Origin of the sequence: Paraburkholderia sp. Clong3 (assembly GCF_050436485.1) — a bacterium.
Classification (GTDB): domain Bacteria; phylum Pseudomonadota; class Gammaproteobacteria; order Burkholderiales; family Burkholderiaceae; genus Paraburkholderia; species Paraburkholderia tuberum.
Window position 1 is genome coordinate 1425260 of record NZ_JBNDMH010000002.1, and the last position, 12804, is coordinate 1438063.

Sequence of the window (12804 nt, forward strand, 5' to 3'; positions counted from 1 at the left end):
AAACACGTACCCAGCCGACGCGGCATCACAACAGTTCGAACGTATTGACGAACGATGCGCCGTCGCGCTCGCGGCGCCTCAGACCGAAGCGCGCCTGAGCACCGCGCACCTGACGCGTGAGACCGATGAACGGCATACCGTGTTCGAGGTACGGTCCCTCCGTCTTGCGAAAGCCGAACTGCTCGTAGAACCCGCGCAAGCCAAGCGGTGCGCTCACGCGCGCGGCGCGGCCCGGCCAGCGTTGGGCGACCGCTTCGAGCACACGCTCGATCAGCATCTCGGCGGTGCCGTCGCCGCGCCGCAGCGGACTCGTCAGCACCTTGTCGATCGTCACTTCCGGATCTTCGGAATCGCCGGGCTGCACCCGCGCATAGGCGAGCACCGGCATCGGCCGCGCCATGTCTTCGACCGCGAACACATGCAAGGCCTGCTCGTCGCGACCGTCCGCGTCGAGGCATACATGCGACTGCTCGACGACGAATACCGCACTGCGCGCACGCAGCACGACATACAACTCACGTGCAGATAGCTGATCGAACTCCAGCGTTTTCCAGTTCATCACGCCCCCGGCTGTCAGAATTTTCGGCGGGTCCGGCGATGCCTGCCGTGCGCGACGGCGGGCCGATCCATGACGGTCCCTCATCATCGACTACACGGTAACGTGCGCGAAAGATGTGCTTCCGTGCGCCATCGCACTGACGCTCGGGGTTGACGAATCTTAAATACGAGCCAACGAATCGCAGTCTTGCCACGTGCGCCCGGTAGCGCGGATGGCATCACGCAGGCCCGCCTGCAACACCGCACTGCACCATCGCGAACGCACGCCGCGGTCTTCGCACCGCACGAACCTGCACACGAAAATCAGGTGCCGACGTCATTCGACCTCGGCACCGATCGGCAGACCTTTGACCATAAGGGGAGCACTGCATGAAAACTGCATTGAGACGCATCCTTTCTGAATCCGCACGCCTGGATGTCCCGGTGGAAAGCCTCGCCGACGACGCCGACCTCTATGCTGCCGGACTCTCATCGCTCGCGACCGTGCATCTGATGCTTGCCATGGAAGACGAATTCAACGTCGAAATTCCTGACCGTATGCTGACGCGCCGCCTGTTCTCGAGCATCGACTCGATGGCCGCCGCGATGACGGAGTTGCAGCAGGCCAAGGCGGCGGCATGAGTGCGCCGCTGCTGGGTCAGGCCGCCGCAGCGGCCTGCGGGGCGGCCTCGAACTCGACTACCGACGCCCGGACCGGCGACGGCCAGGGCGCTGCCATCGGGGCGCTGAGCGCGCTCGATACCGGTCCCGAATGGCGTGCTGCAGCGCATCGTTGCGCGGCGATCGCCTCGCAGTACGCGGACGCCGTGGACCGCGAGGCGCGCTTTCCGGTCGAGGCGTTCGACGCGCTCAAGGCCGAGCGTTTGCTGTCGGCGATGGTGCCGACCGCTTTCGGCGGCGCGGGCCTGTCGCTTGCCGATATCGGTGCGATCTGCGAAACGCTGGCGCAGGGCTGCGCATCGACCGCGATGATCTATGCGATGCATCAGATCCAGGTCGCGTGCATCGACTCTCATCGCGGCGCCTCCGCCTGGCAAGCGAGCCTGCTTGCACAACTGGCCGAGCAGCAATGGCTGCTCGCGTCGGCGACGTCGGAAGAGACGATCGGCGGCAACATGCGCACGAGCGCGTGCTCGGTGGAGCTCGATGGCGCGCGTTTTCGGATCGAAAAGCTCGCCCCGACGATCTCGTACGGCGCGCACGCCGACGGCATCCTCGTGACCGCGCGGCGCACCGCCGACGCGGCCGCGTCCGACCAGGTGCTGATCGTCGCGCTGCGCGCCGATACGCAGCTCGAGCGGCGTGGCGGCTGGGACGCGATGGGCATGCGCGGCACCTGCAGCGAGGGCTTCCGGCTCGTCGCGACGGGACTGGCCGAACAGATCCTCGCGACGCCGTTCGCCGACATCGCCGATCAGACCATGCTGCCCGTGTCGCACACGCTGTGGGCGTCGGTATGGACCGGCATCGCCGTCGACGCGGTCAATCGCGCGAAAGCGTTCTTCCGCGCGCAGGCGCGCGCGAAGCCCGGCACGATGCCGCCGGCGGGCCTGCGGCTCGCCGAAGCGGTCGGGCTGCTGCAGATGATGCAGGCGCGTCTATCGGTCGCGCTGGAAGCCGCGCGCGCCGCGCATCAGGCACGCGAGGGCGCGACCCCGGCGGACGCCCCGCTCGCGGCGATGCTCGGTTTCGCGTCGGACATGAACACGCTGAAGACCAGCATTTCGACCACCGCGCTGCAGGTGGTACAGGAAGTGCTGATGATCTGCGGCATGGCGGGCTACAAGAACGGCACGCCCTATAGCGTCGGCCGCCATCTGCGCGACCTGCACTCGGCGCCCTTGATGATCAATAACGACCGTATCGCGCAGAACACCGCGAGTCTGCTGCTCGCGCAACGTCCTGCCGCGCCGGGGAGACCCTGAATGAAGCTGATGACCGATACCGCCGCCGCCGCGGACGTGGGGCCTTCGCTCACGCTGCGCGACGAGATGCTGGCCGCCGGCCTGCTGATCGATACCGGCGAAAACGGACTGTATGGCCGGAGCCAGGTTTTCGAGGACGTGATCGACCGGCTGAACCTCGTGATTACGCAACTGGGTAAAGATCAGCAAGCCGAAGTATTGCGTTTTCCGCCCGCGATGCGCCGCACCGACTTCGAGGATAGCGAATACCTGAAGAGCTTTCCGAATCTCGCGGGCACCATCCATTCGTTTTGCGGCGACGACATGGGCCACCACCGTCTGCTGCGCGCGCTCGACGATGCGATGGCCGACAGCGACGACGACCGTGGCGACGCGTGGCTCGCGCAACAGAAACCGACGCGCGTCGTGCTGACGCCGGCCGCCTGCTATCCGATCTATCCGGTGATGGCGCGGCGCGGCGCGCTGCCCGCCGACGGCCGCACCGTCGACGTGCTGTCGTACTGCTTCCGTCATGAGCCGTCGCTCGATCCGGGCCGCATGCAGATGTTCCGTCAACGGGAATACGTGCGTCTCGGCAGCCCCGAGCAGGTGATGGCGTTCCGGCAGATGTGGATCGAGCGCGGCTCGCTGCTTGTGAAGCTGCTAGGCTTGCCGGTCGAAGTCGATCTCGCGAACGATCCGTTCTTCGGCCGCGGCGGCAAGATCGTCGCCGATAGTCAGCGCGCGCAGGCGCTCAAGTTCGAGTTGCTGATCGCGGTCGCCGATCCGCGCGGCAAGACGGCCTGCCTGTCGTTCAACTATCACATGGACCACTTCGGCGCGATCTGGAAGATCGCCTGCGAAGATGGCGCGACCGCGCATACGGGCTGTGTCGGCTTCGGCATGGAACGCATCACGCTCGCGCTGTTCCGTCATCATGGGCTCGACGTCGACGCGTGGCCGGACGACGTGCGCGCGCTGCTGTGGGGCGATACCGAGACCCGCGTCGCGGATGCGCTGCAGGCAACGCGGGCGACGCCAACGGCGACCGTCGCCGAGGAGCGCGCATGAATCCATCATCGACTTCGGCGCTTGCCGCCGCGCTCGCCAACTCGTCGCTGCCGCGACGCGCAGGCGATCCGCCGACGCATCAGCAGACCCACGCGTTGCCCGGTGCCGGCACGCAGTTGCGCGAGCACGTAGCGCACGCGCTGCATCAGGGCGAACGCGTGTGGCAGGAGACCAACTGCTATGTCGATCTGTGGATCGAGCTGCTGCACGGCTTCGGGCTCGATCCGCGCGCGGCGCTCGCGTTCACGGTCACGCAGGATTTCGAAGGCGATCAGTTCACGTTCTTCAAGTTTCCGCTCGACGATCTCGAACGTCTGTATGGCACCCAGGTGCAGGAGCTCGCGATCTACGACTCGCTCGAAGAACGCGTGCTCGCGCAGACGCTGCGCGGCCACACCGTGCTCGTCGAGGTCGACGGCTACTACCTCCCCGATACGCGCGCGACCTCGTATCGCCGCGAGCATCCGAAGACCACGATCGGCATCGACTTCGTCGATACCGCCGCGCGCCGCCTCGGCTATTTCCACAACACCGGCTACCACCGGCTCGAGGGCGACGACTACGACGGCGTGTTTCGCAAGCTGCCGCATTTCACCGCGCAGCCCGATCTGCTGTTTCCCTATGTCGAGTTCGCCAAGCAGGCGCGGCCCGCGCTCGAAGGCACCGCGCTCGCGGAGGCGTCGGCGGAACTGCTGTGCGCGCATCTGGAACGGCGTCCGTTGACCAATCCGATTTCGCAATGGCGTGCCGCGTTTCCCGCGCATCTCGATACGCTGTTCGAGCGCGACGAGGCGTACTTCCATCTGTACTCGTTCAATCTGATGCGGCAGCTCGGCGCGAACTTCGAGTTCCTGTCGAAGTATCTGCAGTGGCTGTTCGCGCAAGGCTTCGAGATCCCGCCGACGATACCGGCCGCCGCGCAACGCATCGCGTCGGAGTCGATGGTGATGCAGTTCCGGCTCATTCGCGCGATCGCGCGCGGCCGTCGCGATACCTGCGAAGACTGCTTCGACGTGCTTGAAAGCGCTTATGAAAAAACGCTGCCACCGCTGGCCGCTCTGGTGCGCTAATACGGTGATGCGTTGTTGCGCGCACTTCGTGCCGCGCGGTTTTTCCGGGAATTGACCGTGGATGTGTCGACCCTCGATCCGCCCGCTGACGAGGGCGATGCTGGCCGTGCGCGCGCGACCGGCGCGATCGCGCAAGCGCATGATGCAGGCACTGCCCGCGCCGCGCCCTCGCTATGGCCGCAACGGCTCGACACCGGCTGGGCCTGTCTGAGCACCCCGCCGCACGCCTATGCGTCGCCGGCCGATCTGCCCGCGCGAGGCTGGCTCGCCGCGCAGGTGCCCGGCACCGTCGCGAGCGCGCGGCTCGCCGCCGGTCTGCTCGATGTCGATCACCCGCCACCGCTCGCATTTGACGATCACTGGTATCGCGTCACGCTGATCGGTACGGGGCGGCGCCGCTTGCGTTTTCATGGACTCGCGACGCTCGCGCAAGTGTGGCTCGACGATGTGAAGCGGCTCGATTCGGCATCGATGTTCATCGCCCATGATCTGGATATCGACCTGGACGGCCGCGCGACGCTCGTGCTGTGCTTTCGCTCACTGACGCCAGCGTTGGCGGCCAAACGCTCGCGTGCCCGCTGGCGGCCGCGGCTCGTGTCGCCGCCGACGCTTCGCAGCGTGCGCACCACGCTGCTCGGCCATATGCCCGGCTGGTGTCCGTCGATTCAGACGGTCGGCCCGTGGCGTCCGATCGAAATACTCGGCGACGCGCCGCACGCATTCGACACGATTGATCTGACCAGCCGGCTCGAGCAAGAGGATGGGGTTGTTTCGTTGACTTTACGTTTCGTACGCCCCCACGACGTCGCGGCCTGCCGCGCGACACTTTCCTGCGGCGACCATGTTTCGTCTTTGCAATGGCACGATGCATATACACTCACCGGCGACGTGCGCGTGCCCCACGCGAAACGCTGGTGGCCGCATACGCATGGAGAGCCCACTTTATATCCTCTGACGTTGCAGCTCGTCGACGGCAACGTGATCTCTCAGTCTCTGGGCTCGATCGGCTTTCGTCGTATCGAAGTGGACCGCGGCGCCGATGCTGCGGGTTTCGCCTTGCGCGTGAACGAAGTGCCCGTATTCTGTCGCGGCGCGTGCTGGACCAGCGCCGATCTCGTCACGCTAGCAGGCACCGAAACGCAATTGCGCCATACGTTCGAGCTCGCGCGCGCCGCCGGCATGAACATGCTGCGCGTCGGCGGCACGATGCTCTATGAGTCCGATCTGTTTTATGCGCTCGCCGACGAGTACGGCCTGTTGATCTGGCAGGACTTCGCGCTGGCGAATTTCGACTACCCGAACGATGCCGCGTTCAGCGCATTGATCGAGCGCGAAGCGAGCCAGTTCCTGAGTCGCACGCGTCGCTTTGCCTCGCTCGCGGTGCTGTGCGGCGGCAGCGAGGTCGACCAGCAGGCGGCGATGTTCGGACTGCCCGCGGCGCAGCGAGCGCAAGCGTTGTTTACCGAGCTGCTGCCTGCGCTCGTCGCGCGCGATCGCGAGGACGTGCCCTATGTCAGCAATTCGCCATCGGGCGGCGCGTGGCCGTTTTCGACTAACGAGGGCGTCACGCACTACTACGGCGTCGGCGCGTATCAGCGCCCGCTTGCCGACGTGCGCCGCGCGCAGGTGCGCTTCGCGGCCGAATGCCTGGCATTCGCCAACGTCCCCGACGAGGCGACGCTGCACGACGCGCTCGGCACGATCCACACGCACGATCCGCGCTGGAAAGCCGCCGTGCCGCGCGATCCTGGCGCAGGCTGGGATTTCGACGACGTGCGCGATCATTATTTGCAGGCGCTTTACGGCGTCGAGCCGGCGCGCTTGCGCTATGAAGATGCGGTGCGTTATCTGGATCTGTCGCGCGCGGTGGTTGCCGAGCTGATCGGCGACGTGTTCGCCGAGTGGCGGCGCGCGGGCTCGTCGTGCGGCGGCGGCCTCGTGTGGCAGTTGCAGGATCTGCGCGCGGGCGCGGGCTGGGGCGTGATCGACGCGACGGGACGGCCGAAAAGCGCGCTGCACGGCTTCGCGCAGACACTGCAGCCGTTGCAGATCACGCTCACCGACGAAGGCCTGAACGGCCTCGATATTCATCTGATCAACGAGCGCGCGCAAACGTTTTGCGGCGAACTCGAGCTGGTCTGTCTGCGCGACGGCAGCGTGAAGCTCACATCCGCGCGACGCGCGCTGACGCTTGCCCCGCGCAGCCTGCAACGCATCAGTGCGGCCGCGCATCTGGGCCAGTTCTTCGATTTCACGCATGCGTACCGCTTCGGCCCACGCGCGCACGATGTCACGATTGCAACGCTCTACGATGCCGCGAGTGGCGAGATCGTGTCCGAAGCGTTTCATCTTCCCGAGCGTAGCGTGCACGCGCGTGATGACCTCGGTATGACCGTCGAGGTCGAACGTCGTGGCGAGCGCAGCGGCTGGCAGCTTGCGATCGAAACGAAGCGCTTTGCGCGCTTCGTTCATATCATTGACCCCCGTTATCGCGCGGCGCGCGACTGGTTCCACCTCGCGCCGAACCGGCGCTGTATCGTGCCGCTGCATGCACTCGAACCGCTGCCGAGCGCCTTCGCGGCGTCGCCGCAAGAACTCGTTGCTCGCGCATCAAACGCGGTCTTTAAAGTGGATGAAACATGCGGGGCACCCCAGGGGGAAGTCCGCGCGATCAATGCGCTATCCGCCATCTTCTACGGCTAGTGGTCATTCCGAACTAGTCGCACGGACGCGAAGCGCCCCAAAGCTCGTTTCGCAGGTCTCGAACTGTCTGCCCGGCTCGCTCACTGTTGGCTCGAACGCAACTGTTGCCTGCTTTGAAAGGCCTTACGTGCGACAGCGCACGCACTCCATTTAACACTTCTGAATCATTTCCGGCACTTCACGAGGAGCGCTTCAAAACGTGCATGCGGCGCCAGGTTCAAATCTGAGACAACTTCGACAGCACCCCCGTTTTTGGTTGTGAAGCCTTTGATATCAAGGGATTCGCCCAAACCCAAAGCTTTCATACGATGCATTCCCCGTCCGGCGGGGGTGTGCAGAACTGAAACAAAAAGCCGCTTTTACTCTCCCGACGCGCTCCGGGTTTCTTCGCTGCGCCGCATCAGCAGGCGTTTTCCCTAACGTTGGCACGGTCCTCGCTACTACCTCTACGCAACAGAGTGCCACCGCACACGAGCGCAACAACAGAGGCGGTGGCAGACAGGCCTAAAACGGGGCCGATGCTGTTCATCCAAGCTGCTCGCCGGGCAGCCCACTCCCGAGGATGCGGGCATCGGATCAAATAAACGGAGAGAGTCGCGCGAGGCGCGACTTTCATGCGAGGACCGATCATGTTGACGCTTCAATCCGATTTGCACGGTAACCATCTGCTGGGCGCAATGCCGTCGCACGAATGGCAGGCACTAGCTCCCCACCTCGAACTGGTTCATCTGCGCACCGAGCAACTGCTATGCGACTCGGGTCAACGGATCCATCATGTGTACTTCCCCACCACCGCGATCATCTCGATGCTCTCGACGATGGAAGACGGCAGCTCCGTCGAGATCGCCGCGGTCGGCCGCGAAGGCATGACCGGCGTGCCGGTCCTCACGGGCGGCGAAACCATGCCCAACCGCGTACAGGTGCAATGCGCGGGCTTCGCCTACCGGATGAGCGCACAGGCGCTCAAGCAGCAGTTCGCGCGGTCCGACTTTCTGCGCCGCCTGATGCTGCTGTATATGCACGCTCTTCTGACCCAGGTCGCGCAGACCGCCGCGTGCAATCGCCATCACGCGCTCAACAAGCAACTGTGCCGCTGGCTGCTGATCGAGGTGGACCGCGTGGCGTCGAACGATCTGAACGTCACGCAGCAGCTGATTGCCGACATGCTCGGCGTGCGCCGCGAAGGCATCACCGAAGCGGCCGGCAAGCTGCACGACGAAGGCCTGATTCATCATAGCCGCGGTCATATCAAGGTGCTCGACCGCAAGGGCCTCGAAGCCCGCGCGTGCGAATGCTACGGCCTCGTGAAACGCGAATTCGATCGCCTGCTGCCGCGACTGCGCCAGGCCGAGACCGTCGAATAAGCGGCACGCGGCTCGATGACCGGGGTCGATTTTCCGATGTTCAGGATTACTGCTCGATGTCTCGACGCACTGTTCGTGATTGCAGGCGGTCTGCTCGCCCACTGGATGCGCTTTTCCGCACCGATCGCGTTGGCCGATACCGAGCGTCTTCTGATCGCGTTCAAGTGTGTGCTGGTTCTGTTGCTGTTTCCGGGCTTCGGGGTCTATGAGACGTGGCGCGGCAAGGCGCTCGCGCCGGTGCTCGCGCGAATCGCCGCCGCGTGGCTCATGGTGGTCGCGACCGCGCTCCTGCTCGCGTTCACGCTGCATCGGACGGATGCGGTGTCGCGCCTGTGGCTCGGCTACTCGACGCTGATCTCCGGCGGGTTGATCATCGCGACACGCTGCATCATGCACATGGTGCTGCGCTTCGTACGTCGCCGCGGCATGAACGCGCGAACCGTCGCGCTCGTCGGCGCACCGGGGTTTGCGCGCACGCTGCTCGCGCATCTCGAGCATGCGCCGCAAGCGGGCTTCAAACCGGTGTGCGTGTTCGACACCAGCGTGCAAGGCCACGACGCGTATGGCGCGCGTCTGACCCGCCTACCCGTGCTGACGGATCTGGAAGCGTTCGCGACGAAGGTACGCAATGACCGCGTGAACGAAGTGTGGCTCGCGTTGCCGCTTTCCGAGGAACACACGATCTACCGCTTCACGCGCACCTTCAGACACGACTTCGTCAATCTGCGCTTCATTCCCGACGTGCGCAGTCTGTCGCTGTTCAATCATGCGATCGTCGATGTCGTCGGTTTGCCGACGCTGAATCTGAGCGCGACGCCATTCTCGTCGCCGCAGATGTGGCCCAAGCTGATGTTCGACCGCCTGTTCGCCGTGCTCGCGCTCATCGTGCTCGCACCGGTGTTCGCCGTGCTCGCGATCGGCATCAAGCTCACCTCGCCGGGACCGGTGTTTTTCCGGCAGATCCGCAAGGGCGTCGACGGCCAGCCGTTCGGCATCTACAAGTTCCGCTCGATGACCGTGCACGAGGAAGAGCGCGGCCAGATCACGCAGGCGACCCGCAACGACTTGCGCGTGACGAAGCTCGGCAGCTTCATGCGCCGCACGAGTCTCGACGAGCTGCCGCAGTTTCTGAACGTGCTGCTCGGTCAGATGTCGGTGGTGGGTCCGCGTCCGCATGCGGTCGAACACGATGATCTGTACAAGGACCAGGTATACGGCTACATGCACCGTTACCGCATCAAGCCCGGCATCACCGGCTGGGCCCAGGTCAACGGCTATCGCGGCGCGACCACCAAGGTCGAGAAGATGGAAGCGCGCGTGAAGTTCGATCTCTTCTATATCCAGAACTGGTCGTTCTGGTTCGACATGAAGATCGTCTTCATCACGATTTTCAAGGGCTTTGTCGGCCGCAACGCGTTCTGACCACGCCATCGAGGGAATCGCATCCGGGAGTGTCGGTCATCGTGCCGGCACTGCGGCGCATGCGAAGTGCGGGTACTGAAGGCGGTGCGCTGAAGGATCGCCGGAATGCGCCTGCGTTCCATTCGAGAAAAACACCCAACCGGGCAACAACGCGTACACGCCGCTGCGAATAGAAGCGCCAACGCCGGCGGCCCGATCGACAGCCGCCGTGGTTGACGCAAGATGAGCAGCCGCGACGGAGCACGTCATGGACGGGTCCGCCGCGCGACACCGCCTCTACAGGAACGCGCTGACATCGGTCTGAAACCGTACCGCGAGCGCCTTGGCGACTTTCTTGCTGATCGCGCGGCGCCCCGCGAGAATATCGCTGACCACGGTCGGCGACGCGATGCCGGCCAGATCCTTCTGCTTGAGACCATGCGTGATCAGCAGATGGCGCAGGACCTCGCGCGGCTCCGCTTTTGGCATCGTCAGGTTGCGCGCTTGCCAATGACCGACCAGTTCCGTCACGATCGCGTGCAGATCGGCGAGCGGATCGTTGTCGTTGCCGCTTAGATGATCGGACAGCGAATTGGCGACTCGCACCATCTGGTGATAATCCTCTTCGGTGCGAATCGGCGTGATCGGCAACTGGCTCTTCAGCGCAGCCCACGTTGCGGAGATGTCGGGAAAGGGTCCCGGAAGGCGATCGGCATTCATGAGTTTAAATTCGTCCTCGTCCAAAAGCCGTCGGCGCGTTAATCGGTGACGCGCGAATGACGACTGCCTGTTGTAGTGAATCGCCGTGACACGCCGAATTGCCGGCACGGCGAACTTCGCAGTGAGGAAATTCAGCGATCACGATAGCGAACGTCTGCTTCAGGTCGTTATGGCCACGCGAGGCATGCCGCGCCGGCGAATATCTCGCCCACAGCGCGTGGCGCGCACCCCGATGTCGTTTTTTGAAGTCCAATACTGCTTGCTTGACGACGGCCCGCCGCGGCTGGCCTTGCACGCGCGGCGCCTATCGCGCGATACGCGATACGCGCTGCCGACACAAAGCGCGAAGCGGACGCGCCCACACCAAGAGCCGCCTGGACGCGTTGGTCAGAACGGCTCGTTACTGCCCGTTGCGAAATCACTGCATGACGACGAAAACCTCTTTCTCTCCTATCGAAAACTCCACGAGGCGAGAACAGCGAAAGACCCTTACCTCATTGCCTCCACCTGCTTTTCGGCGCCGTGTCGCTGGCGATGCCGAGTTCCCGGGTCGCGAGATCGGGCTGCGCCCACCTCACCTGCTCCCCCAGCTCCATCGCGGGCAGACCCTGAGCGACCGCCGCAATCGTGCGCGTGACCTCGGCCATGAACGCCCGCCGGAACACCTGAGCCGAAAACCGCTCGGCATTCTCGCGACAGGCCGCCGGCGTGATGTATGCGCTCAACCGCTCGAAGCGGTCGATCGCGTCGAGCATTGACACCGCCGTCTGACGCGCGAAGAAAACGCCGGTCGGGTGCGGGTCGCCGACCGGCACTACCGTTTCGAGCGCCCCGCCCCTGGCGAACGCAATGACCGGCGTGCCGCAGGCCTGCGCTTCGAGCGGCACGATGCCGAAATCTTCCTCGGCGGCGCACACGAAGGCTCGCGCGCGCGCCAGATACTCCTTCAGTACGCCGAATGGCTGATAGCCGAGGACCGTCACGTTCGGTCCTGCCTTCGCGCGGATCGACGCCATCTGCGGCCCGTCGCCGATCGCGATCAGCTTGCGCTGCGGCGTGGCGTTGAACGTCTCGACGATCAGATCGATGCGTTGGTGCGGTACCATCCGCGACACGGTCAGATAGAAATCGTCTTTTTCGGTGCGCAGTTCGAATTCGTTCACGTCGACGGGCGGCGGAATCACCGCGGCATCGCGCCGATAGGTTTTCATCATGCGCCGCGCGACCGATTGCGAATTCGCGATCAGACGATCGACACCATTCGTCGACTGCGCGTCCCAGCCGCGCAGATAATGCAGCAATACCCGCGCAGCCCACGACTTCGGCCCGCGCAGCAGATTCGCTTCGCGCAGATACTGATGCTGCAGATCCCACGCATATCGCATCAGCGAGTGCACGTAACTGATGTGCGTCTGATGAGGGCCGACCAATACGCCCTTCGCGACTGCGCATGAACTGGTGATGATCAGGTCATAGCTCGACAGATCGAACCGTTCGACGGCGAACGGCATCAAGGGCAAATAGGCGCGATAACGGCTGCGCGCAAACGGCAGGCCTTGAATGAACGACGTGGTGACCGGCTTACCGGCAAGCGGCGTGCGATCTTCGAGGAAATCGACGACGCTGAAAACGTCGGCGTCGGGAAAGCACTCGATGATCTGCCCGAGCACTTTCTCGGCGCCGCCGGGAGCGACCAGCCAATCGTGCACGATCGCCACTTTCATATCCCGTCCTGTCTGTCACGAATCGCCACCTGGCCTCAGAGAAGAGTGTATGTGCCACGTTCCTGAGCGTGCGTGCGCGTGCCCACATTCGACGTGCGACAGTACGCGAGTAATTCGGAGAGTCCGTTCGCGTCTGCAAAAACACGGCTTCATTCCGGCGCTTTCGTATGTGCACTACGCCTGACGTATCGCCCCACGCCTGCTCGCCAGTCCAGCCCACACCTTTACGATCGGAGCGCTGCGCGAGCGACGGGCGAGCGACCTCGACGGCCGTCGTGCCTCGCGTGCC

At 64.4% G+C, this 12804-nt stretch carries 10 protein-coding genes; 7 read left to right on the forward strand and 3 right to left on the reverse strand.

Translation table 11 applies throughout. The features are described 5' to 3' along the window. Window positions 1-25 precede the first annotated feature (25 nt). Window positions 26-559: a GNAT family N-acetyltransferase gene (locus OKW30_RS10870; protein WP_429346679.1), complete on the reverse strand. Its 534-nt coding sequence runs from the start codon at window positions 557-559 to the stop codon at window positions 26-28. Window positions 560-927: 368 nt separating this feature from the next. On the opposite strand from OKW30_RS10870, the gene OKW30_RS10875 reads away from it, so the two are divergent. The 7 genes from OKW30_RS10875 to OKW30_RS10905 all read left to right on the forward strand — a co-directional run bounded on the left by OKW30_RS10875 (window position 928) and on the right by OKW30_RS10905 (window position 10092). Further along, entirely contained in the window at window positions 928-1179 is a 252-nt protein-coding gene (locus OKW30_RS10875; protein WP_013089253.1) for an acyl carrier protein, read from the forward strand. Continuing rightward, entirely contained in the window at window positions 1176-2483 is a 1308-nt protein-coding gene (locus OKW30_RS10880) for an acyl-CoA dehydrogenase family protein (protein ID WP_184063903.1), read from the forward strand. Before OKW30_RS10875 ends, OKW30_RS10880 begins: the two co-directional genes overlap by 4 nt. Then, entirely contained in the window at window positions 2484-3533 is a 1050-nt protein-coding gene (locus OKW30_RS10885; RefSeq protein WP_429346680.1) for an amino acid--[acyl-carrier-protein] ligase, read from the forward strand. Continuing rightward, complete coding sequence (locus tag OKW30_RS10890) at window positions 3530-4603, forward strand: DUF1839 family protein (protein ID WP_429346681.1); 1074 nt, start codon at window positions 3530-3532, stop codon at window positions 4601-4603. Before OKW30_RS10885 ends, OKW30_RS10890 begins: the two co-directional genes overlap by 4 nt. Window positions 4604-4618: 15 nt before the next feature. Continuing rightward, entirely contained in the window at window positions 4619-7306 is a 2688-nt protein-coding gene (locus tag OKW30_RS10895) for a glycosyl hydrolase 2 galactose-binding domain-containing protein (RefSeq protein WP_429346682.1), read from the forward strand. A gap of 629 nt (window positions 7307-7935) precedes the next feature. Continuing rightward, window positions 7936-8670, forward strand: a complete 735-nt coding sequence (locus OKW30_RS10900) for a Crp/Fnr family transcriptional regulator (protein WP_090804319.1) — start codon at window positions 7936-7938, stop codon at window positions 8668-8670. 36 nt (window positions 8671-8706) lie between these two features. After that, window positions 8707-10092: an undecaprenyl-phosphate glucose phosphotransferase gene (locus tag OKW30_RS10905; protein ID WP_429347742.1), complete on the forward strand. Its 1386-nt coding sequence runs from the start codon at window positions 8707-8709 to the stop codon at window positions 10090-10092. A gap of 276 nt (window positions 10093-10368) precedes the next feature. Here the strand turns inward: OKW30_RS10905 and OKW30_RS10910 are convergent, their stop codons facing one another. Both OKW30_RS10910 and OKW30_RS10915 read right to left on the reverse strand, forming a co-directional pair. Further along, window positions 10369-10791 (reverse strand): helix-turn-helix domain-containing protein, encoded by a 423-nt coding sequence (locus tag OKW30_RS10910; RefSeq protein ID WP_184063912.1) that lies wholly within the window; start codon window positions 10789-10791, stop codon window positions 10369-10371. A gap of 494 nt (window positions 10792-11285) precedes the next feature. After that, on the reverse strand, window positions 11286-12515 hold the full coding sequence (locus OKW30_RS10915) for a glycosyltransferase family 4 protein (protein ID WP_429346683.1): 1230 nt from the start codon (window positions 12513-12515) through the stop codon (window positions 11286-11288). Between the last annotated feature and the right edge of the window lie 289 nt (window positions 12516-12804).